This window comes from Bradyrhizobium sp., from assembly GCF_035484855.1.
Classification (GTDB): Bacteria; Pseudomonadota; Alphaproteobacteria; order Rhizobiales; family Xanthobacteraceae; genus Bradyrhizobium.
The window spans coordinates 1-22226 of sequence record NZ_DATHOP010000204.1 but is presented as its reverse complement, the minus strand read 5'-3'; the positions used below and the strand labels follow the sequence as shown (position 1 = coordinate 22226).

At 62.0% G+C, this 22226-nt stretch carries 21 protein-coding genes and 1 tRNA gene; 14 read left to right on the top strand and 8 right to left on the bottom strand.

Annotated elements, in window-relative coordinates; translation table 11 throughout:
• The first annotated feature begins 34 nt into the window (after positions 1-34).
• From VK804_RS23210 to VK804_RS23200, 3 genes are all read left to right on the top strand, one after another.
• Positions 35-988: a sugar-binding protein gene (locus tag VK804_RS23210; protein ID WP_414642834.1), complete on the top strand. Its 954-nt coding sequence runs from the start codon at positions 35-37 to the stop codon at positions 986-988.
• Between the two features lie 37 nt (positions 989-1025).
• Positions 1026-2537, top strand: a complete 1512-nt coding sequence (locus VK804_RS23205) for a sugar ABC transporter ATP-binding protein (protein WP_325374660.1) — start codon at positions 1026-1028, stop codon at positions 2535-2537.
• 228 nt (positions 2538-2765) lie between these two features.
• Positions 2766-3785: an ABC transporter permease gene (locus tag VK804_RS23200; protein ID WP_325374569.1), complete on the top strand. Its 1020-nt coding sequence runs from the start codon at positions 2766-2768 to the stop codon at positions 3783-3785.
• 94 nt (positions 3786-3879) lie between these two features.
• Here the strand turns inward: VK804_RS23200 and VK804_RS23195 are convergent, their stop codons facing one another.
• Positions 3880-4248 carry a hypothetical protein gene (locus VK804_RS23195; protein ID WP_325374567.1) on the bottom strand — a complete coding sequence of 123 codons (369 nt, stop codon included), beginning with the start codon at positions 4246-4248 and terminating at the stop codon, positions 3880-3882.
• A gap of 140 nt (positions 4249-4388) precedes the next feature.
• Between VK804_RS23195 and VK804_RS23190 the strand changes: the two genes are divergently transcribed.
• A complete protein-coding gene (locus VK804_RS23190) occupies positions 4389-4706 on the top strand; it encodes an HPF/RaiA family ribosome-associated protein (RefSeq protein ID WP_325374565.1) in 318 nt (105 codons plus the stop codon).
• A 2-nt stretch (positions 4707-4708) separates the two neighbouring features.
• Here the strand turns inward: VK804_RS23190 and VK804_RS23185 are convergent, their stop codons facing one another.
• On the bottom strand, positions 4709-4897 hold the full coding sequence (locus VK804_RS23185) for a hypothetical protein (RefSeq protein WP_325374564.1): 189 nt from the start codon (positions 4895-4897) through the stop codon (positions 4709-4711).
• A 572-nt stretch (positions 4898-5469) separates the two neighbouring features.
• Here VK804_RS23185 and VK804_RS23180 point away from each other — a divergent pair.
• The 4 genes from VK804_RS23180 to VK804_RS23165 all read left to right on the top strand — a co-directional run bounded on the left by VK804_RS23180 (position 5470) and on the right by VK804_RS23165 (position 9477).
• Complete coding sequence (locus tag VK804_RS23180) at positions 5470-6534, top strand: sensor histidine kinase (RefSeq protein WP_325374562.1); 1065 nt, start codon at positions 5470-5472, stop codon at positions 6532-6534.
• A 133-nt stretch (positions 6535-6667) separates the two neighbouring features.
• Positions 6668-6892: a DUF4167 domain-containing protein gene (locus VK804_RS23175; protein ID WP_325374561.1), complete on the top strand. Its 225-nt coding sequence runs from the start codon at positions 6668-6670 to the stop codon at positions 6890-6892.
• 239 nt (positions 6893-7131) lie between these two features.
• Complete coding sequence (locus VK804_RS23170) at positions 7132-7374, top strand: DUF6894 family protein (protein WP_325374559.1); 243 nt, start codon at positions 7132-7134, stop codon at positions 7372-7374.
• A 1860-nt stretch (positions 7375-9234) separates the two neighbouring features.
• Positions 9235-9477, top strand: coding sequence for a hypothetical protein (locus VK804_RS23165; RefSeq protein WP_325374558.1), 243 nt, complete (start codon positions 9235-9237; stop codon positions 9475-9477).
• Between the two features lie 419 nt (positions 9478-9896).
• Here VK804_RS23165 and VK804_RS23160 read toward each other — a convergent pair.
• Together VK804_RS23160 and VK804_RS23155 are read right to left on the bottom strand one after the other, a co-directional pair.
• Positions 9897-9972 (bottom strand) — tRNA-Ile (locus tag VK804_RS23160).
• Positions 9973-10880: 908 nt separating this feature from the next.
• Entirely contained in the window at positions 10881-11747 is an 867-nt protein-coding gene (locus tag VK804_RS23155) for a tripartite tricarboxylate transporter substrate binding protein (protein WP_325374658.1), read from the bottom strand.
• A 247-nt stretch (positions 11748-11994) separates the two neighbouring features.
• Between VK804_RS23155 and VK804_RS23150 the strand changes: the two genes are divergently transcribed.
• Positions 11995-12960: a TAXI family TRAP transporter solute-binding subunit gene (locus VK804_RS23150; protein WP_325374556.1), complete on the top strand. Its 966-nt coding sequence runs from the start codon at positions 11995-11997 to the stop codon at positions 12958-12960.
• Positions 12961-13023: 63 nt separating this feature from the next.
• On the opposite strand, the gene VK804_RS23145 is transcribed toward VK804_RS23150, so the two are convergent.
• Positions 13024-14214 carry an ABC transporter substrate-binding protein gene (locus VK804_RS23145; RefSeq protein ID WP_325374554.1) on the bottom strand — a complete coding sequence of 397 codons (1191 nt, stop codon included), beginning with the start codon at positions 14212-14214 and terminating at the stop codon, positions 13024-13026.
• Positions 14215-14407: 193 nt separating this feature from the next.
• Between VK804_RS23145 and VK804_RS23140 the strand changes: the two genes are divergently transcribed.
• On the top strand, positions 14408-15526 hold the full coding sequence (locus tag VK804_RS23140; protein ID WP_325374552.1) for a molybdopterin-binding protein: 1119 nt from the start codon (positions 14408-14410) through the stop codon (positions 15524-15526).
• Positions 15527-15538: 12 nt separating this feature from the next.
• Entirely contained in the window at positions 15539-17500 is a 1962-nt protein-coding gene (locus VK804_RS23135; protein ID WP_325374550.1) for a molybdopterin biosynthesis protein, read from the top strand.
• A 149-nt stretch (positions 17501-17649) separates the two neighbouring features.
• Here VK804_RS23135 and VK804_RS23130 read toward each other — a convergent pair whose 3' ends face one another.
• From VK804_RS23130 to fdhD, 3 genes are read right to left on the bottom strand one after another with little or no spacing between them, the layout of a single operon-like run.
• The gene (locus tag VK804_RS23130; protein ID WP_325374656.1) at positions 17650-18378 is read right to left on the bottom strand and encodes an SDR family NAD(P)-dependent oxidoreductase; all 729 of its coding nucleotides are present in this window, start codon (positions 18376-18378) and stop codon (positions 17650-17652) included.
• A 37-nt stretch (positions 18379-18415) separates the two neighbouring features.
• Positions 18416-19066: a molybdenum cofactor guanylyltransferase MobA gene (gene mobA, locus VK804_RS23125; protein WP_325374548.1), complete on the bottom strand. Its 651-nt coding sequence runs from the start codon at positions 19064-19066 to the stop codon at positions 18416-18418.
• Positions 19056-19946, bottom strand: a complete 891-nt coding sequence (gene fdhD, locus VK804_RS23120; RefSeq protein ID WP_325374546.1) for a formate dehydrogenase accessory sulfurtransferase FdhD — start codon at positions 19944-19946, stop codon at positions 19056-19058. The genes mobA and fdhD overlap by 11 nt, the downstream gene beginning before the upstream one ends.
• 96 nt (positions 19947-20042) lie before the next feature.
• On the opposite strand from fdhD, the gene mobB reads away from it, so the two are divergent.
• The 3 genes from mobB (at position 20043) to VK804_RS23105 (ending at position 22147) form a co-directional block, all read left to right on the top strand.
• Positions 20043-20570, top strand: coding sequence for a molybdopterin-guanine dinucleotide biosynthesis protein B (gene mobB / locus VK804_RS23115; RefSeq protein WP_325374544.1), 528 nt, complete (start codon positions 20043-20045; stop codon positions 20568-20570).
• 8 nt (positions 20571-20578) lie between these two features.
• The gene (gene glp / locus VK804_RS23110; protein ID WP_325374542.1) at positions 20579-21841 is read left to right on the top strand and encodes a gephyrin-like molybdotransferase Glp; all 1263 of its coding nucleotides are present in this window, start codon (positions 20579-20581) and stop codon (positions 21839-21841) included.
• A 63-nt stretch (positions 21842-21904) separates the two neighbouring features.
• The gene (locus VK804_RS23105) at positions 21905-22147 is read left to right on the top strand and encodes a hypothetical protein (RefSeq protein WP_325374540.1); all 243 of its coding nucleotides are present in this window, start codon (positions 21905-21907) and stop codon (positions 22145-22147) included.
• Positions 22148-22226 lie beyond the last annotated feature (79 nt).

Here is a 22226-nt window from a genome sequence, read left to right as displayed (position 1 = left end):
CGCACCGATGGCCAGCCGGATAAGGGAGGATGTGATGCGGCGTCTCTTGGTTGCAGGTGTATCTCTCGCGTTGGCGATGACGCTTGGTCTCGGCCCGGCGAATGCGGCTGACAAGAAAACTCTGGCCTTCGTCGTCAACGGCGCGTCCGACTTCTGGAAGATCGCCGAGGCCGGCGTGAAGAAGGCGCAGGGCGAATTGCCCAACTACGACCTTCAGTTCAAATATCCCGAACAGGCCGCGGCCGCCGTGCAGCAGCGGATCATGGATGACCTCGTGGCGGCGGGCGCCGCCGGAATCATGGTCAGCGCCGTGGATCCGAAGAACCAGACCGAGAGCCTCAACAAGGTCGCCTCGCAAACGGTGCTGTTCACCACCGACAGCGATGCTCCGCAATCGAAGCGCATCGCCTATATCGGTTCGTCTAACACCGATCTCGGCAAGGAAGCCGGCAAGCTGATGCTCAAGGCGTTGCCGAACGGCGGCAAGTGCCTTGGTTTCGTCGGGCTTCCGGGCGCCGACAACGCGCGCGAGCGCATCGAAGGCGTCAAGGCGACGATCAAGGGCTCGAAAGTCGAGCTGGTCGACGTTCGCGGCGACGAGATCGACCAGACCCGCGCCAAGCGCAACGTGGAAGACGCGCTTGCCGCCATGCCCGACGTGAGCTGCCTGGTCGGCTTCTATTCCTACAACACGCCGCGCATCTATGAGGTGCTGAAGGAGGCGGGCAAGCTCGGCAAGATCAAGATCATCGGCTTCGACGAGGATCCGATCACGCTCGGCGGCGTCAAGGAGGGCAGCATCGTCGGCACCGTGGTGCAGCAGCCGTTCGAGTGGGGCTATCAGGGCATGAAGCTGATGGCGAAATATATCGAGGGCGACAAGTCCGGCATTCCCGCCGGCGGCATCATCATCGTTCCCGGCAAGGTGATCGACAAGTCGAACGTCGACGACTTCATGGCGCAGATGAAGCAGATGCTGCACAAGTAGTTCGGGAGTGCCAGCGCTGCTGGCGGTGCAGCCGCCGATGCCGGAACCGTTCCTCGAACTAAAAGACATCAGCAAGATCTATCCCGGCGTGGTCGCACTCGATCACGTCGGTCTGTCCGTGTCATCAGGCGAGGTGATTGCCCTGGTCGGCGAGAACGGCGCCGGCAAGTCGACGCTGATGCGCGTGCTCGGCGGCGTCATCGAGCCGAGCGGCGGCGTCATCCGCCTTGACGGCATCGAGCGGCGGTCTCTGAGCGTCGCGGACGCGATCGAGGCGGGTATCGCCTTCGTCCACCAGGAGCTCAATCTTTTCGACAATCTCGATGTCGCGGGCAACGTCTATATCGGCCGTGAACCTTTGCGCGGCTGGCCGCTGAAACTGATCGACCGGAAACGGCTCCATGCCCAGGTTCAGCCGCTGCTCGAGCGTCTCGGCGCCGATTTCGAGCCCGATGCGCCGCTTGCCGCTCTGTCGCTCGCCCAGCGCCAACTGGTCGAGATCATGAAAGCGCTGTCGCTCGATGCGCGCCTCGTCATCATGGACGAGCCGACCTCCAGCCTGAGCCTGACCGAGACCGAGCGGCTGATGCGGGTCATCGCCGGACTGAAGGCCAGTGGTGTCGGCATCATATTCATCACGCACCGGCTGAACGAGGTCATGCAATGCGCCGATCGTGCCGTGGTGCTGCGCGACGGGCGCATCGCCGGCGCGCTCGACCGCGCCGAATTGTCGCCCGCCGCGATGATCCGGCTGATGATCGGGCGCGACCTCAAATCGCTCTACGTGCCGCCCGCGACGCCGCCCGGCGACAGCGTGCTCGACATCGTCGAGGCCGCGACCGACACCTACCCGGACCGGACGGTAAGCCTGTCGGTCCGCCGCGGCGAGATCCTCGGCCTCGCCGGGCTGGTCGGCTCCGGGCGCACCGAGTTGGCCCGCGCCATCTTCGGGGTCGATCGGCTGCGCGGCGGCGCGATCAGGCTCTACGGCCGGCCAATCCGCATCGCCACGCCGCGCGCGGCGATCGAGCACGGCATCTATCTGGTTCCGGAGGACCGCAAGAGTTCGGGCCTGCTGCTCGACGTCTCCATCACCGAAAACATCTCGCTGCCGGATCTTGCGTCCTATGCGCGCTTCGGGCTGGTGAACACCGCGCGCGAGACCGAGAACGCCGAGCGCCAGCGCGTGCGCCTCAATATCCGCGCGCCTGATGTGGCCACACTCGTGGATTTGTTGTCCGGCGGCAATCAGCAGAAGGTCGTGCTCGCCAAATGGCTTTCGATGCGGCCAAAAGTCCTGATCTTCGACGAGCCGACGCGCGGCGTCGACGTCGGAGCCAAGGCGGAGATCTACGACATGCTGCGGCATCTCGCGGATGCCGGCGTCGCGATCCTGATGATCTCGAGCGACATGGAGGAGGTCATCGGGGTCAGCGACCGCATCGCTGTCATGCACGAGGGCGCGATCTCGGGGTTTCTTGATCGCAGCCGCTTCAGCGAGCACAATGTGCTTCAGCTGGCGGTTGGCGGCAGCATCCAGGCGGGATGAGGTTAAGTTGAGGCGGCAGCGGCGATCGATCTCTTCTCCCTCTCCCCGCTCTTCGCGGGGAGAGGGTTGGGGTGAGGGGCTCTCTCAACAAGTTCGACTCGCCGAGAGTCCCCCTCACCCGGATGGCATTGCATGCAATCCGACCTCTCCCCGCAAGCGGGGAGAGGTGACCCGAATTCGAGTGTTGCCGATTCAACTCAAAGTCATCCGGCATTAGGCGAGGGCACCTTGAACAAGAAAGACCTGAGCCTGCTCGTCCTGATCCTGGTGGTCGGTGCCGTCGTCACCTCGATCAATCCGCGCTTCCTGCTGGTTGGCAATCTCTCCAACACTGCCAATCAGATCGGCCTGTTCGGCATCTTCTCCATTGCGGAAGCCTTCGTCATCATCGTCGGCGGCATCGAGCTGTCGGTCGGCTCGGTGATCGCGCTGCTCGGCGTCGTGTTCATCGACCTGATCGTCAATCGCGGCGTCAACTGGGTCGCGGCTTTTGCCATCGTCATCGCCGGCGGACTTTCGATCGGCGTGGTGCACGGCACGCTCGTCACCAAGATGCGCATCCAGCCCTTCGTGGTCACGCTGTGCGGACTATTGATCTACCGCGGCGCCGCGCGCTACTACACCGAGGACGCCACCGCCGGCTTCGGCTTCGGCGCGAGCTTTCCGACGCTGGAATGGCTGACCGCGGGCCGCACCGACGTGATGGGCTTTCCGTTGCCGCACAGCGTGGTGGCGCTGACGATCGTCACAGCGGTCGCCTGGGTGGTGCTGCACCGCTCGGTGTTCGGGCGCTACCTCTATGCGGTCGGCAAGAACGAGGAGGCCGCGCGCTATTCCGGCATCCGCGCCGACCGGGTCGTGATCTCAGCCTACACCATCTGCGGCGGGCTGACGGCGTTCTCGGCTGTTATGATCGCCATGTACACCCGCTCGATCTCGCCGGCGGTGCATGGTTCCTTCTACGAGCTCTACGCCATCGCCGCCGCCGTGCTCGGCGGCTGCTCGCTGCGCGGCGGCGAGGGCTCGATCATCGGCGTAGTCCTCGGCACCGTGCTGCTGCAGGTGCTGCAAAACCTCGTCAACCTCTTGGGCATTCCGAGCTCGCTCAACTTCGCGGTGATGGGCACGGTGATCCTGATCGGCGTGCTCGCCGACCAGTACCTCGCCCAGCGCAGCCGCCGCGCGGCGACGGCGAAGGGGCGGACGCAGGCGGGTGGTGCTGCGGCAACGGTGGAGAAGGCGGAGTGAGGACTGGCGTCCAGGCGGGGCTTGCGCGAAGTAAGTGATTCCGGCCATGGGAAAACTGGTTCGTCGGTTCCTTGGGTATAATTGAGACAGAAAGCTAGCCCAGTAATTCTTTCCTGGCCCTTTTATACCAAGGCGCATGCTTCGCCTCATCCCTATTGTGGGGCAGAGCCATCAACGAAGGTAGACTATTGAATTCCTCAAGAAGAGACAGCAGAGAATATATATTATTGACCACCGACTTATTTATCTCCTTCATTTCAGAGTCATGGATTCGTGAACAAGCAGCCCACGGTATTTTATCTCCGCCATCGAGAGTAGTCACTATAACTTCGGAATCATCGGCATACTCCGCCCTAGTGTTCCTAGGCCACCTACCTGCGTGTATGTCCTCAATAGGTGTATTGTTTCTGTAGCCGTGAGCGGCGAGTATTTTTGCAATAATTTTTGTTCCGTCTTTTTTCATGATACTAGCTCCTTCCAAGACTCGTCTTGTGCTCTGGCCTTCCAGGATGAGGGCGTAGAAACTGTAGCCTCACCTATCGTCATCAGGGACGCAACCATTCAGGGGCGAACGGATTGGCATAAGTGCTGAAAGGACCAAAAATGCAAATCGCCCCCGAGATCACCTTCGAAGGATCAGACTCGTCCGATGCCGCCCGCGCCCAAATACTAAGTGAAATCGAAAAGCTGGAAACCCATAATCATCGTATTACCGGTTGCCGCGTGAAGGTGATCGCGCCCAGCCACAAGCATCGGCATGGCACCGGATTTCAGGTCAACATTTGGTTGACGGTTCCGCCGCACGAAAACATTGTCGTCAGCAATTCAGAATCGGACGATGCGCGGCACGAACATGCCAATGTAGCCATCAAGGACGCTTTCGCTGCGGCGAGGCGTCAGATCGATGCCCTGACGGCTTGAGATCAAGCCGCAGAATTGCAGTGTGCGATTAGACTGCTCTCGTTTGCGACTTGTATTGTGCGGTGGCCGAACATTTCAACCGCATAGCGATGCACACCGGCGCGGTCAGTGAATATCGCAACGACCGTTCCTTCCGCGTGGTTGCTGAACGCTTGATCGACCTTGTCACCAATTGCGAATTTGGAAGCCATGGCGAATCCTCCAACCCACAGGCTTTGCGCCGAGTGAGGCCGAAGTAGGGTTTCTTTGCGATTGGTAAGACCGGCCAGGGTCGACTCGCGTGCAGCCGAGTAACCGAACGGCAGCAGCGTGCCCGCATTGCCATCGTGTTACGTATTGGCGGGGGTGATAAGGTCCCGCGCTTTTGTCCCTGTGATTTATTAGCGCGTCACCAAGAAATTCCGACTCGACCCGGCGTACAAGCTGCATCACGACCGCGAATACTCTGCGGCGCGGTGAATGTGTACCTGCGATTCCTAGCCGGGGCTGGATGAATTTTCCAGCCAAGGGGACATAGGCAGCGCCCTTCCGACAAGACAGCACTTGGCAACCCTGGTGATGTCCGCTTCCGGGGGGCACTTCGGGAGTCCCATTTCAGGGTCGTCAGGATCGGTTTTCACCCCAATTCGGACGTTGGGACGGATGCGGCTAAATAAACTCCCGCAGCGGTGGACCTAAAGTGCATTGAGGCGATTGACCTAACAATCTCTCAAATCCCCTCAAGATATTTAGCGCTACGCCCCCATAGCGCAAAGGATCGACTGTGTTCAGACAGAAATTCAGCGAGGTGGAAGACGCCTGTTCGCTCGCCCAAGCAATAGTCGATACTATTCGCGAACCTCTAATCGTTCTCGACAAGGACCTCCGGGCCATCGCCGCGAGCCGATCATTCTATGTGAAGTTCGCCACCAATCCGGACGATATCCGAGGCAAACGCTTCTACGAGTTGGGAAACGGTGAATGGGATATTCCAAAGCTTCGGTTGCTATTGGAGAGAGTAATACCTGACCACGGTACAATGGATGATTGCGAAATTGAGCATGACCTTCCTCGCGCTAGAAAGTGCGTATTGTTGCTGAGTGCAAACATTGTTGTCTATGAGAAGGGGCACAAGAATATCTTGCTCAGCATCGAGGACATCACCATTCAACGGGGTCTGGAACACGAAAAGGATGAACTGCTGCGACAGAAGGACGTACTTCTCGATGAAATCGAGCACCGCGTCGCCAACAGTCTGCAGATTATCGCCAGCATTATTATGTTGAAGGCAAAGTCTGTGGAGTCTGAGGAGACGCGACGTCATCTGCATGACGCCCACAAAAGGGTTGTATCGGTTGCAGCCGTGCAACGACATCTTCATGCTTCGGCGGGCATTGGGTCGATGGAAATGCTGCCCTATTTGACCACGCTCTGCGGAGCGCTGACCCATTCGATGATAGGTGACGGCGAGGCGGTTTCTTTGAAGGTGATTGGTAAAGGCGGTGTTTCGACCTGCGCCAACGCCGAGAGTCTCGGATTGATTGTCACTGAACTTGTAATAAATGCGCTAAAACACGCCTTCAACGAAACCATAAAAGACGGACAGATTACCGTTGCATACGATGTATTCGGGACCGATTGGAGGCTCTCGGTCGCCGACAACGGAATTGGCAAACCAGATGGCGTTTTTGCCCAACCGAAGACTGGGCTGGGGACGGGTATCGTGAAGGCCCTTGCAAGGCAACTCGACTCTCAGGTCGTCACTTTGAGCGGCCCCAAGGGGACGACAGTATCGGTTACTCACGCGACCTTCGCGGGCCACGGCGAGCGGTTGGAAGCTCTGAACTGATAGAAACGCCTTCAGCGTAAGGCGCGCCCCACCTTCTCGAACGAACGTTGGCCGGTTTCGGCGTGGGTATCAATATGAAATACATCTCGAAACTTAAACCAGCGGCGGGCAGTCTCACCAATATACGAAAGCGATGACCAACGCTATGCGGCGAAGATCTCAACCCTCCCACAAGGAAAATCAACCTTCCGGATTCGTCCGCCCCCAGGCGGGTAACGTTCACAATTTCCAAACAAGCTATGAACGCTATTCGACCCTGGCCCGCGCCGAAGCTCTGACGGGGGACCGGATCGTGGCGGAGAATTACTTCCAGCACGCCGAACATTATTTTCGGGCGATGCGCGACAATCAAAGTTAAGCAGGCGAACCAGCAGTGTACTGCGTCCGCCGATTGATCCGGGTAACAGCGCTTGCAAAGACTCATTCGCCACGATCAGCGCCATCACGGCTTTCCCCACCAATACCGAACATCGGTGGCGTGGTCCCGAATGCCCGCGAAGTGCCTCAAGCGACAGAAGACTGCGGTCTTGCTAACTGCGGCGGCCCTATCGTCGGAACAATACAGTCTCAAAGAACTTGGCAAACTGGAGGTTGCCAATGCCCCGCTACTTTTTCGACGTTAGGGACGGCCACAGGCTTTTTGATGCATCGGGCTTTGTTTGCAAAGACGATGTCGATGCACTTATCCGGGCGGCGGTGCTCGCGATAGGCGTTTCAATCGATAAGCCCGAAGACGATCCTGAGCGCCGCATCGCTATAATCAACGATGCGGGACATGAGATTGGAAACGTGCCTGTATATTCCAAACCTTCATACAAAAACCCCGCCAAACGCAGTTAGGCGCCTCCCCCCCGACGGGATACTGTTCCTCTTTTGTTCTGTTATCAATCCGTTCCTATAGGATTTTGGGTAATGGCCCTCAGTGGCCTAAGTTGAATTTCACAGTGGCCTAATTTGCTTTGTCCGGCTGCACAATCGGCTAATACACTCCCTAAACTGTTCTCAGTAGAACCACGGTATGCCGCCTAAACGACATAGAGAACGTTTCGGGAATGAGGCATATGTTTACGGATGGCCCGAGATCATTGGGTTGAATATCTAAGGTGCCCATATTGCCGAAAGGCCGGCGTAGCCTTGGTTTCGGCGGCGGACGAATATTCGTGGGATGTGCGGGTCGATAGCGCCCCCGAAGGCTTTAAGGTCATCCGGTCCGGAGATGTCATCAACTTTTACTGCGCTTTCTGTGATCGCCCCGCAGAACCCTAGAGGCCGCCTCAGTTGGTAGTCTCCGTATTTGATGGCACTTGTCCTAATTTGAATCCCGCGGTGTCCTGATTTGTTAATCACTCGTTAAATTCTTTTGGAACGTGAGCGATATTGACCATAGAATCCGGAACGCAGAGGCAGATGGTGGCTGCATCACCGTTCCGTTCTCGGCATCCATCGGTGACTGAGAGTGTCGTGCTCCCGCCTGATCCAAGAGGGAGCATCATGCCCTCTACCAATCGCCAACCTGTCGAAGAGCCCCGCTACACAATGGCCGAGCTTATCGAGCTACGCCGCACAATGCTCCGGTTCTCCCGCTCGATACCGCCCGGATCGGAGAGGGATCAGCATCTGCAAATCGCAATATCCTTGCGGCGACTTTTCAGGAACAAGGCATGGCTCGACGCCCATACCGTCGAAGGCTCGCAGTAAGGCCGCCTCGGTCGGCGCCTCTTTCATTCTGGAAAGTTCGCGCGGTCGGTACACCATTTCATTAACATTTCGACTGTGAGCTATATTGCTCACTATGTTAGCCATCCGACGTGGCAGGATGGAGGATCACCGCAGGCCCTCGGCAACTACCGGTGACAGAGAGTCCGGTGATGCTCCCGCCCGTGCAGGGAAGCATCGTGACCTCCTCCAAACAATTCTTGACCGCTATTGAGCGCCCTCGCTGTGCCCGCTGCCAAACGCGGATGATGCTGGAACATGTTTCGCCCGGACCAATAGGCTTCGAACACCGGCTGTTCGAATGTCCCAACTGCGATCATGTCGAGACAAGCATCGTTGCATCTGATCCCCTCAAATCCAGGGCAGCCGGTTGGCTCACCGGAGAACTCACTGCGCCGAACTGAGGCAATGCCATGCTCGACACACAGAACCAAGGGCCGCAATGCACCGCTTGCGGCTCTCCCATGAAGCTCTCGGCCATTGAGCCGAGCTGTACGGGCCAAGATTTGCGAACGTTCACTTGCCCGCAATGCAGAAGAGTTCAGCGGCACATCATCGAAAGTGCTGTGACTGAGGCTTGGTTAGAGCCGAGACGACCGGAAACGTGATGTATCAGCGACAAGAGTGCTTGGTTCAAGCTGCGATCTGTCGTGAGAAGGCACAAGCCGATCCGGCGCATTACGACCATTGGATCGATGAGGCTATCGTATGGCTTCAACGCGCCGTCGGTACCGGTCGAAAACGCGTTGTCACTCACGAGGTTCAAGAGGGGGCCATGATCCCTAAGCAGGTACATTAAGTCATGCCTCACCCCGATGCAGCAAAGCCAGGATCAAAGTCGCTGGATCGCGCTCTTTCGCTAGTCGCGGCATTCATTGTGGTGGCAATCATAATCGTTGCTCACTATTGATCTGGTCGCCGCTGGGTTGACGCATACGGCGGTTCGCAGCGACGTGCCAAAAGCAAAAGTCGAGGAATGAAATAATGTCCAAAAAGCCAAAAATTGATCACGAGTACCACGACGGCAAGGACAAATTGAAAATAACGATAGAGGGTTATTCGCTCAGTAAAAAGTCTCGCGCGGCAATCATGAAAAAGGTGACGCACGCGGTCGAGCGCAGCCCAGAGAGGCTGATCAAAGACTATAAGAAGTCAAAAAAAGGTTCTGGCAAAAAGATACCCGGTCACCAAAAGCTTTCCAAAACGTTTGAAGAAGTTGGCGACTAAAGCGAGGGGGCGGATACCGAAAGGTGCAGAAGGGGACATACTCGCTGCCCGTGTCACAATCCCGCTTCTTGCCGTCACCGGCTACGGAGGTTTCAACCTTTTCTACTCGGTGAGCGGAGCGGCTATTTCTACACGTTAGTACCGCTGTTCGGGGGTATGGCAGCAGTAATCGGGTTCGTCGTTTGGCACGTGATGTCTTCGTTGCCGCCAAAAGTGAGTTGGAGAAATCTCTTGGTTCTCTGCGGCTTTTTTCCATACCTGTGTTTCATTTATGCAATCTTGTTTTTGGGCATCTACATGTTTTACCGGGGAATTGAGCAGGGCGGCTCCATTCCGTTGCTTGCTGGTGGCTTCTCTTGGACAATATTCGAGTATCGGGGAATTTACCGCTTTTGGCAGATGACTGGGATGGCGAACATTGGTGGGCCTGCCTGGACTCGAACCAGGAACCAGACCGTTATGAGCGGCCGGCTCTAACCATTGAGCTACAGGCCCCGCCGCGGGCGGCCGCTGGATGCGCGGCCGGCAACGGTGCCGGCACCGTTTACAGGGACGACCGCGATCCGGCAATGCCGCGGTTGGTGCCGCGGCTCGTAGCAGCCGGCGCCCGTCGTGGAGTGATCTCTTGCCTGACGGGCAAATCACCCTTGTCCGCGCTGGACTGTCCGCCCCCGGCTGTCAAGGCCTCCGCGCAAAAATATTCTGCTTTACCGAATATTCGGTTTATCCTATATTCGCATCCGTCCTGCCCCACCAAAGGGGCGTTGCGCAACGTCAACAACGCGGGGCGGGATGCGGTGGACGCTAAGGGCGCTCCTGACGGGGGCACCTGAGGCGGACGGAAAAGCCGTGTGGGCCTGGCACCTCGACGCTGGTGTCAAGTTCGCGTTAAGGCACGCGGGCGACGGTGGCCAACAAGCCCGAAGCACCGGGGCGAGCACGGAGTAGCCGTTAAAACCATTGCGTGGGGAATGCCGGGTGATTCCGGTGTGACCTGTGGTGACTACACTCGTGTACTTTGTTTTTTATCGTACGCGAGGCTGCGGGTGCATCGAGCGCCCGGCATTCCCCGCGCCCTTTGATTGCGGAGGGCGGAAAATAAATGGATACCTCGCGCAAACGCATGCGGCGAGATCGCGGAGCCATCTCTCAACGTCATTGCGAGCCAACGGGTCGCGCGAATGCGCGCCCGATGGCTCGTAATGACGTTGTTAGGTTGTTTGAAAACTCGAGTAGGCGGGCGCGCGCAACCTCACTTGTCATGCCCGGGCTTGACCCGGGCATCCATCCAACTTCGCGAGAAGCATTTTCCTAAGCGGATGGATTGCCGGGTCAAGCCCGGCAATGACGGCCAGAGAAAAGCCGGCGACGACAGATGTGGCCGCGATATGCTCAGACTTCCCTCACTCCACCGACACCCCGGCGAACTCCACCACCTTGCGCCATTTCGCCGTCTCGTCCGCGATCAGCTTGCCGTAATCGGCCGGCGTCATCGGCTTCGGCACGCCGCCGATGGTGGCGAAGCGTTCGATCACCTTTGGGTCCGCGAGCACTTCATTCACCGCCTTGTTGAGGATGTCGACGATTTCCTGCGGCGTGCCCTTCGGCGCGGACATGCCGTAGAACACCGATGCCTCATATCCCGGCACGGTCTCGGCGATGGCGGGAATGTCGGGCGCGCTCGGCCAGCGCTGCGGCGAGGTGACACCCAGCGCCCGCACGCTGCCGCTCCTGGCCAGCGCCATCGCGGTCGGCAGATTGTCGAAGATCAGCTGCACCTTGTCGGAGATGACGTCGGGAAATGCCAGCGCCGAGCCGCGATAGGGCACATGCACCATGTCGCATTTGGTCATGGCCTTGAACAGCTCCGCCGACATGTGCACCGTGGTGCCGTTGCCCGAGGAGGCAAAGGAGATCTTGCCGGGATTGGCCTTGCAGTAGTCGATCAGCTCCTGCACCGTCTTGACCGGCATCGCGTTCGACACCACCAGCAAATTCGGCACCTGCGTGAAGACCGCGACCGGCACGGTGTCGCGGATGAAATCGAACGGCAGCTTCTTGTAGAGCGAGGCCGAGATCGCGTTGTTGGCGCCGCTGAACAGCAGCGTGTAGCCATCGGGCGTCGAATTGATCGCGGCTTCGGTCGCGATGTTGCCGCCGCTGCCGGCGCGATTTTCGACCACGAATTGCTGGCCGAGATGCTCCGACAGCGCCTGCGCCATGATGCGGGCGACGACGTCGACCGGGCCGCCGGCGGCAAAGCCGATCATCCAGCGCACCGGGCGGTTCGGATAGTCGGCGGCGGAGGAGGGCGCAATCCCGAAGGCCGTGCTCGCGAGACAAGCGAAGGTGAACAGAATTGCACGCGAAACTGCGATCATGGTGTCTCCGTCATGGCATCGTCCGCTTTTCACTTCAGTCGCAGCCATGCTTTCACAGAATTGCGGATTTGCCTACATTGGCTTTGGGCTTGTATGTTCCGCGCGGTTCGCGGCGCCGCGCCAAAGAGGTGGACCCATGAAGATCGCGTCAGCCGTTTGCGCCGGGGTTTTGTTGCTGGCAGTCGGTGCTTCGGCGCAACAGGGAGGTAACACCATTCCAAACACCACGATCAGCCTGGGGACGGCCACGCCGGGCGGCGGCTTTCCACTCTATGGCAACGCCTTTGCGGAAGTCATGAACGCGGCCGATCCGGCGCTCACGATCGCGCCGCGCAACACCAAGGGCAGCAACGAGAACATTCCGCTCTTGGAAAAGGGCGAACTCGACATCGCGCTCGTCGCGGGCGAGCCTTCCTATGAAGCCTTCATGGGCATCGGCCGGCCGCGGACGCACCTGAAAATCCTGACCGCGATATATTCGAGCCCCGGCATGTTCGTGGTCCGCGCCGACAGCCCCTATAAAACCATTCGCGATCTCGTCGGCCACCCGGTCGCGTTCGGCGCAAAAGGCTCCGGCCTGCCGATCCTGTCGCGCTACATGCTGGACGGGCTCGGATTGAAGCAGGACGAGGATTTCCAGCCGGTCTATCTCGACCACGCCGGCGACGGTCCTGCGATGGTGCTCGACAGCAGGGTCGCAGCCCTCTGGGGCGCCGGCATCGGCTGGCCCGGATTTGCCGCGGTCGCCGGCAGCCCCGGCGGCGGCCGCTTCATCGCGCCGGATGCGGAAGAGATCGCGCGCATCCGCGCCAAGCATTCGTTCCTGAAGCCGCTGACGGTGCCGGCCGGCAGCTATCCCAACCAGAACGATCCAATCAACTCGATGGGTTCGTGGAGTTTTGTGCTGACGCGCGAGAACCTGCCCGACGATGTCGCCTATCGATTGGCGAAAACGCTGCACGGTGCCGAAGCCGCGTTTTGCAAGAAGCTCGCGCAGGCCTGCGAGACCACCGCGGCGAACACGGTCGCGGCGGCGCCCGATGTGGCATTGATTCATCCCGGGGTGATGAAATATTTCCGCGAAATCGGGGTGGTGAAATAGGCGAGTGGCGAATAGCGAGTGGCGAATAGCGAGGGATCACTTGCCATTCGCCATTCGCCCCCTTCACTTCTTCACCAGCGGGCACGCCGGATCCGGGGGCCCGAACGCCTGCGCCCCCGGAATCGTCGCGAGAATCTTGTAATAGTCCCACGGATATTTCGACTCCTCCGGGCTCTTCACCTGCACCAGCATCAGGTCATGCACCATCAGATTGTCCTCGCGCAGGGTACCGTTGCGGGCGAAGAAATCCTCGATCGGTTTTTCGCGCATTTTCGCCGCCACCTTGAGCGGCTCGTCGGTGCCCGCCTCCTTGATCGCCTGCAGGTAATGCATGACCGAGGAATAGACGCCGGCCTGCCACATCGTCGGCATCCGGTTCATCTTGGCGAAATAGCGCTTCGACCATTCCCGCGTCTTGTCGTCCATGTCCCAGTAGAACGACGTCGTCAGCAGCAGGCCCTGCGCCGCCGGCAGGCCGAGCGAGTGAATGTCGGTGATCAGCGCGAGCAGCGCGGCCATCTGCTGGCCGCCCTTCAACACGCCGAATTCGCCGGCGGTCTTGATCTCGTTCATGTTGTTGGGGGGACCTGCGGCGATGCCGATGATTTTCGCCTTCGAGGCCTGGGCCTGCAGGATGAACGACGAAAGATCCGGCGTGGCAAACGGCGGCCGCACCGCGCCGATCACCTTGCCGCCATTTTTGATTACCACCTCGGAGGCGTCCTTCTCCAGCGCATGCCCGAACGCATAATCGTCGGTGATGAAGAACCAGCTGTCGCCGCCGCGCTTCACCACTTCCTGCGCGGTGCCGACCGCGAGCGCGTGGGTGTCGAACACCCACTGGATCGCATAGGGCGAACAGAACTTGCCGTGGAAATCCGCAGCTCCCGTCGAATGGGTGATGAACAGCTTCTTCTTCTCGTTGGCGACACCCTGCACCGCCAGCCCCACCGCCGAGACCGGCACGTCGACGATCAGGTCGACCTGTTCGGTGTCGTACCAGCGCCGCGCGATGGCGCCACCGATATCGGGCTTGAGCTGGTGATCTCCGACGATCACGCTGATCGGCTTGCCCAGCACTTGGCCTCCGAAATCGTCCACCGCCATCTGCGCTGCGGTCACCGAGCCCTGGCCGGTCGGCGTCGAGGCCGGACCGTTCATGTCGGTGAGCACGCCGATCTTGACCAAATCGTCGGAGACCTGCGCCAGCGTTGCCGGCGATGATAACGCCGCCGCCGCGAACGCCGCGACCATGGATATTTTCCTGGCTGAAATCACAAAATTCCTCCCGCTATTGTCAGGCCGCCGGCCGTATTGCTTGGCCGGGAGCGTAGCCCGGCGATCGACGTTCTTGCAATCAATTCGCAGTCCACGTCAACGGAACTGATCTGTTCAGGCGCCGCGAGAAGGTTGCCAAGCTGGCGATGCGTGGTCCACCATCGGCCGCATGATCGCGCCCCAACGCCTGCCGGCTTCGCTTACCTCGCTCGACGCGGCCCGCGCGGCGTTGCTGCGGGGCCTTGAACCGGTCGCGCCGGTTGCACTGCCGCTCGCGAAATCCCTGGGCTGCGTTGCAGCGGATATGCCGCCGCTCAACCCGCATCCGCCACGCGATATTGCCATCGCCGATGGCTGGGCGCTGCGCGCGCGCGATCTCGTCGGCGCGTCGTCCTATTCGCCGCTGCCGCTGATCGCGTCGCCGGTCTGGGTCGAAGCCGGCGATGCCATGCCGGACGGCTGCGACTGCGTGATCGATGCCGATGCCGTCGACCGAATCGGTCCGATGTTTCAGGCGCTGGCGGAAGCGGTGCCGGGGCAGGGCGTTCGTCGCGCGGGCGGCGATATTGCGGAGGGAAATCAGATCGCCAGCGGGCGGCAGGTTCGCCCGCTCGACCTGCTGGTCGCGCGCGCGGCGGGGCTGGGCTCATTGAGCGTGCGTCGGCCGCGGCTGCGCATCGTCAATATCCCGCCTGATACGGGCGGCGCCGTGACGGCGCCGCTGATCGCGGAAAGCGCCCGCTTCGAGGGGGCCGGTGTTGTCTGCGTCGAGGCTGCGGGGCGTGACGTGGCTTCCGTCGCCGCGGCGCTCGATATCGGCGCAAGCGATATCCTTGTCACGGTCGGCGGCAGCGGCGTCGGCCGCACCGATGCCGTGATCGCAGCCTTGGCCGGGCGCGGCGAGGTCCTCGCGCATGGCATCGCCTTGCAGCCCGGCCGGACCGCCGCCGTGGGCCGGATTGGAAAGGTTCCCGTCATTGCGCTGCCGGGCGCGCCGGATCAGGCGCTGGCGGGTTGGTGGACGCTGGTGCTGCCCGTGCTGGAGCGGTTGTCCGCGAGGCAACCGCGACAGCAGGTTGCGCTACCGCTTGCCCGCAAGATTGCCTCGAGCGTCGGCGTGACCGAACTCGTCCTGCTCGAACAAATCGATGGCCAATGGATGCCGCTGGCAACCGGCGAATTGTCGCTCGATGCCATCGCCCGCGCCGACGCCTGGCTCGCGATATCCAGCGGGTCGGAAGGCCAAGCTGCGGGGACGGCGGTCGATGCCTATATGTTGCGGGAATGATATAGGCACCCCATGACCCATGCTCCCCTGCCCAAGAACCGCGACGGCGTGGACCAGGACCAGTTCCTGACCATCCTGTCGCGCGAAGACGCGCTGGCGCGCTTCGAAGCGGCACTGTTTCCACACCCGGTTCCGAACGAGCCGCGGCGCCTCGCCGACGCGCTGGGCTGCGCGCTTGCGGACGACATCGTGGCGCCGATCGACGTGCCGCCGTTCGACCGTTCCAATGTCGACGGCTTTGCGGTGCGCTCCGCCGATCTGGCGTCGGCGAGCGAAGCTGCACCGGTTCGCGTCATGCTCAACGACGAGGTGATTGCCTGCGGTACCGCGCCGACCCGGCCGGTGCTGTCGGGCACGGCGACCTCGATTGCGACCGGCGGTCCGTTGCCGCGCGGCGCCGACGCCGTCGTCATGGTCGAGCATACCCAGCCGGCAGGTATCCGCGCGATCGAGATCCGCCGCGCCGCCTCGCCCGGGCAGTTCGTGTCCTATGCCGGCTCCGACATCGCGCGCGGCGAGGCGCTGTTGCGCGCCGGCGCCGTGATCGGCTCGCGCGAGATCGGGATGTGCGCGGCCTGCGGGATCGCGGAAGTCTCCGTCGCACGCAAGCCACGCGTCGCGGTGATTTCCACGGGAGATGAGCTGGTGCAACCGGGCGCGCCGCTGGGTGTGGCTGAAATCTACGACAGCAATGGCGCCATCGTCACCGCGGCCGTCAACGAGAACGGCGGCGAGGCGGTGTTTCTCGGCGCAGTGGCCGATGACGAGGAGCAGCTCGAAGCCGTGATGCGCAAGGCGCTTGCGACCTGCGACATGCTGGTGCTGTCCGGCGGCACCTCGAAGGGCGCGGGCGACGTGTCGCATCGCATCATCGCGCGGCTCGGAAAGCCCGGCATCATCGCGCACGGCGTGGCGCTGAAGCCGGGCAAGCCGTTGTGCCTTGCGGTCTGCGACGGCAAACCGGTGGTGATCCTGCCGGGATTTCCGACCTCGGCAATGTTTACCTTCCACGACATGATCGTGCCGGTGCTGCGGCGGATGGCAGGCCTGCCACCGCGCTCCGATGCCAAGGTTGCGGCAAAGGTCCCGGTCCGGATCGCTTCCGAACTCGGCCGCACCGAATTCGTCATGGTGTCGCTGGTCGAAGGCGAGGGCGGCTTGATCGCCTATCCCACCGGCAAGGGCAGCGGGGCGATCACATCCTTTGCGCAGGCCGATGGATTCCTGAAGATCGACGCGCTCGCCGATCAGATGCCGGCCGGCACCGAGGCCGAGGTCACGCTGTTCACGCCGCATGTGCGGGTACCTGATCTCGTGATCGTGGGCAGCCATTGCATCGGGCTCGATCTGGTGACCGCGCCGCTTTCGCGCGCGGGGCTCGTCGTGCGTTCGATCGCGGTCGGCAGTCTCGGCGGGCTCGCGGCAGCCAAGCGTGGCGAATGCGATTTCGCGCCGATCCATCTATTCGATGAAAAAAGCGAGAGCTACAACACGCCATATCTCGGCGACGGCCTCGAACTGGTGCCGGGCTGGCGGCGGATGCAGGGCATCGTGTTTCGAAAAGGCGATATCAGGTTCGAGGGACTGAGCGCGCGGCACGCGGTGGGCGCGGCGCTGGCCGACCCCGCCTGCATCATGGTCAACCGCAACCAGGGCGCCGGCACCCGCATCCTGATCGATCGGCTGCTCGGCGGCGCACGGCCCGAGGGTTACTGGAACCAGCCGAAATCGCACAACGCGGTTGCGGCTGCGATCGCGCAAGCTCGCGCCGACTGGGGCATGACGATCGCGCCGGTCGCGCATGCGGCTGGCCTCGGCTTCATTCCGCTCGCCGAAGAGCATTACGATTTCGCTCTGGTGACGGCGCGGAAGCAGCGTCCGGCGGTGCAGGCGTTTCTGAAGGCGCTGGCGTCGGAGGAAAGCCGCGCGGCGCTGGAGGCGGCGGGATTTCGGCCGGTACAGCCGTCCCCCTGAGGAGCCGCGCACTTGCGCGGCGTCTCGAAGGGCGACGGCAGAGGGAGCTTGCGGCCGCATCCTTCGAGGCTCGCTCAAATCCGCGATGCGAGGGCATCGCGGCGCTCGCGCCTCAGGATGACGACATCGGTGGAGTTGAAAGGCCCCGCTCAATTGAACGCCATGCCGCCGCTCAACGCGATGGTCTGGCCGGTCATGTAGTCGTTGCCGAGCAGCATCAGCACGGCGTGGGCGACTTCATCGGGCTGGCCCATGCGTCCGAGCGGGATTCGTTGGGCGAGATCCGAGCGGCCGCGCATCATGTCGGTTTCGATCAGCGAGGGCGCCACCGCGTTGACGGTGATGCCTTCCTTGACCAGCCGCGCCGCATAGCCGCGCGTCAGCCCCTCCATGCCGGCTTTCGAGGCGTTGTAATGCGGGCCGATCGAGCCGGCGCCGCGTGCAGCCCCCGACGAGATGTTGACGATGCGGCCCCACTTCTTCGCGCGCATCGAGGGCAGCACGGCTTGCGTGCAGAGGAAGGCCGATTTCAGGTTCACCGCGATGGTCGCGTCGAAGTCCGCTTCGGTCAGGTCATCAACGCCACGAACGATCGCGACGCCTGCATTGTTGACGAGGATATCGATCGGGCCCAGCGCCGCCGCGACGTCGGCGACCATTTTGGCGACCGCCGCGCCTTGCGAGACGTCGGCAGCGGTCGCAATCGCGCGGCCGCCCTTGCCCTTGATGGCGGCAACGACGGCGTCTGCGTCGGCGGCACGTTCGCGATAGTTGACCGCAACTGCGGCGCCGGCCGCGGCAAGCACCGCGGCAACCGCGGCGCCGATGCCACGCGATCCCCCGGTCACCAGCGCAACGCGGCCTTTCAGATCGGGCATGCCTGTCATGATCGGATTCCCTTCAGTTCGCGATGATTCAGCCCCCGTCCAGCGCCGCCAATCGCTCCGCTTCCGCGATGTCATTCATGGTGTTGGCGTTGAAAAACGGGTCGAGCGGTTTTGTCGGCCACTCGACGGTGGCAAGCTTGTAGCGCGCGGTCCAGCGGTCGATCTTCCTGACGTCCTCCACCACCAGCGCGTGGCGAAGCTCCTCGCGCAACGTCACGCTCCACAAGCCGATCACCGGATGCGACTGGCCGTCGGAGGCGGCGACTGCGAGCTGTGCGTCCTGGTCGGCGCGCGCATGGTGCAGCCGCGCGACGAGATCGCGCGGCAGGAACGGACAGTCCGCCGCCGCGCTCAGCACCCACGCAACGTCAGGCCGATGGGCCGCCGCCCAGTCGAGGCCCGCCAAAATGCCGGCGAGCGGTCCCGGAAAATTCTCGACCGTGTCGGCGATGACCGGCAGGCCAAAATCGGCAAAGCGCGAGGGATCCCCATTGGCATTGAGGATGAGTCCGTCGCATTGCGGCTTCAGCCGCGCGATCACGCGCTCCAGGATGGTGCGGCCGCCGATCCGGCGCATCGGCTTGTCGCCGCCGCCCATCCGCCGCGCCAGGCCGCCGGCCAGCAATATTCCGGGCGTCGCCGGCGCGTCCCTTGACGTCGGCGGAAATTCAGTCGTCACGCTCGGCGCCCTTGCGCTTGTGACGGACGGATTCCTCCTCGACATAAGCGAGGTCCTGGTCGTAGACGATGCGCTCTTGTCCGGACAGCGCGATGAAACGTTTTCCCCGCGCGCGCCCGACCAGTGTCAGCCCGACCTGTCGCGCCAGGTCGACGCCCCAAGCGGTAAAGCCCGAGCGCGACACCAGGATCGGAATTCCCATCCGCACCGTCTTGATGATCATCTCGGAGGTCAGCCGTCCCGTGGTGTAGAGGATCTTGTCGGCGGCATCGACGCCGTGGCGGAACATCCAGCCCGCAATCTTGTCCACCGCGTTATGGCGGCCGACGTCCTCGGTGTAGCAGACGGGCGTGCCCTCCTTGCACAGCACGCAGCCATGGATCGCGCCGGCTTCGAGATAGAGCGAGGGCATGGTGTTGATCGCATGCGTCATCTGGTAGAGCCAGGACGTACGCAACTCGGCCTTCGGCAGCGCGACGCTTTCGACCGCCTCCAAGAGGTCGCCGAACGCGGTGCCCTGCGCGCAGCCCGAGGTCTGCGTCCGCTTTTTCAGTTTCTGCTCAAAGTTGGTGTGATGCTCGGTGCGCACCACCACCACCTGCAGGTCGTCGTCATATTCGACCTCGGTAACGACGTCGTCATATTTCAGCATGTTCTGGTTGAGCAAATAGCCGAGCGCGAGATATTCCGGATAGTCGCCGATCGTCATCATGGTGACGATCTCCTGCGCGTTGAGATACAGCGTCAGCGGCCGCTCCACCGGAACGTTGATCGCAACCGCGGCGCCCGTCTGATCGGTACCGGCAACGCGTTCGGTCAGCCGGGGATCGCCCGGGTTGGGCAGGATCAGGGGGACGGGCGCTTTGTCGATCTTCATCATGTCGGTCAGGCTAGCATGACATTTCCCTGAAGCCCGATATAAAGCACCCCTTGGCAAAACCTAGCCCGGTTCCCGGAAAGCGGCTCGGAGAATATGATGAAAGTGATCGGGCTCGCCGGCTGGAGCGGCGCCGGCAAGACCACGCTGCTGTCGCGGGTGATCCCGCATTTGCTCGAACGGGGCCTGCGCGTCTCCGTCATCAAGCACGCCCACCACAGTTTCGACGTCGACGTGCCGGGCAAGGATTCCTGGGTGCATCGGCAGTCCGGCGCGACCGAAGTGCTGGTGTCCTCGGGCAGGCGCTGGGCGCTGATGCATGAATTGCGGGAGGCCAGCGAGCCGCTTCTGCCGGAGTTGCTGCGGAAGATGTCGGCCGTCGATCTCGTCGTCGTCGAAGGCTTCAAGTCCGAGCCGCATCGCAAGATCGAGGTGCATCGGCTGGCCAACGGCAAGCCGCTGCTGTTTCCCGAGGATCCCGCCATCGCCGGGATTGCTACCGATGCCGCGGTTGAAACCACCCTTCCCGTGGCCCATCTCGATGACATCGCAGCCGTTGCCGCTATGATGCAGCGGTTTGCGATACCCGTCGAAGACGTGCTGGCGCGCAGTCGACCGGAAACCTGAGACGCAACATGGCGCAATTGTCCGACGATTGCTTTGCCTTTGGCGGCCCGATGATGTCGGTCGATGAAGCTATCGGCATCATCGCCGCGCGGGTGGCGGCGGTCAGGGAGGTCGAGACCGTCGCGCTAGAGGCGGCCGACGGACGCATTCTGGCGCGCGATGTTTCCGCCCCACTGCCGCTGCCGCCTTTCACCAATTCCGCCGTCGACGGCTATGCGGTGCGCAGCCGCGATCTTCCTACCGGCGCCGAAGCGGCGTTTCCCGTCACCGGTCGCATCCAGGCCGGCACGTCGGCAGCCGAGGCGATCCAGCCGGGCCATGCGATGCGCATTTTCACCGGCGCGCCGATGCCCGAGGGCGCCGACACCGTGTTCATGCAGGAAGACGTGCGGCTCGATGAAGCTGGCCGGGTCGTGTTGCCCGCGGGTTTGAAGCGTGGGGCCAATGTGCGCCCCGCCGGCGAGGATATTGCGATTGGGATCACCGCGCTGAAAGCGGGCCAGCGGTTGCGGCCGCAGGATGTCGCGCTATTGGCGGCGTTCGGGCTGACCGAAATCGATGTGACGAGGCGCATCCGCGTTGCGGTGTTTTCGACCGGCAACGAACTGGTCTCGCCGGGCGATCGCCGCAAGCCCGCGCAATTGTTCGATTCCAACCGCCTGATGCTGATGGCGATGCTGGACCGGCTCGGCTGCGCGGTTAGCGATCTCGGCATTTTGCGCGACGATCGCGCCGCGCTGGCGCAGGGCCTCAGGCAGGTCGCAGGCTCCCACGACCTGCTGCTGACCACCGGCGGGGTTTCCACCGGCGAGGAGGATCACGTCAAAAACGCCGTCGAGAGCGCGGGCTCGCTCGTGCTGTGGCGAATGGCGATCAAGCCCGGCCGCCCGGTGGCAATGGGGATCATCGCGGGCACGCCGTTGATTGGCCTGCCGGGAAATCCGGTGGCGAGTTTTGTCACCTTCGTGCATGTGGTACGCCCGACCGTGCTGGCGCTGGCGGGCGCCAGCCAGCAGAAGCTTATTCCGATGTCGGTGCGCGCGGCCTTCAGCTACCGGAAGAAGATCGGCCGCCGCGAATATGTCCGGGCGACGTTGCGTCGGGCGGCCGATGGCGCGCTGGAGGCGATGAAATTCCCGCGCGAGGGCGCGGGGCTGTTGTCGTCGCTGGTCGACACCGACGGGTTGGTCGAACTCGGTGAGGGAATCACGAATGTCGAACCGGGCCAGACCGTCGGATTTTTGGCCTATGCGAACCTGGGCAGCGGATGATCGCGAAATGTACGTCGCTGACGCAGGATACCGGTATGCTCCGGTTCGAGAGGCCAGTTACTCATGAACTTCCGCGGATTATTCGTCGCCGTGCTGGTGGTGCTCGCGCTGCAGCCGATCTATTTCATGGCGCTGATGGCGGTGGATTATGTGGCGCCGGCCGAGCGGCGCGCGGCGCATCTGGCAGCGGCATTCGAAACCGGCGAGCTTGATCGCGAGGACAAGGTCATTCCGCCCTATAACCGGCAGGGGAATCGCATATGGGTTTTCACCGGCTATTGCATTGGAAGGCAAGACGGATTCTGAAGATGACTCCCGGATTATGGAGGGGGTCGAATGCGGAAGTTCAAGAAGGCCTTTGGGCGGTTGCCGGATCCGCGGGCGG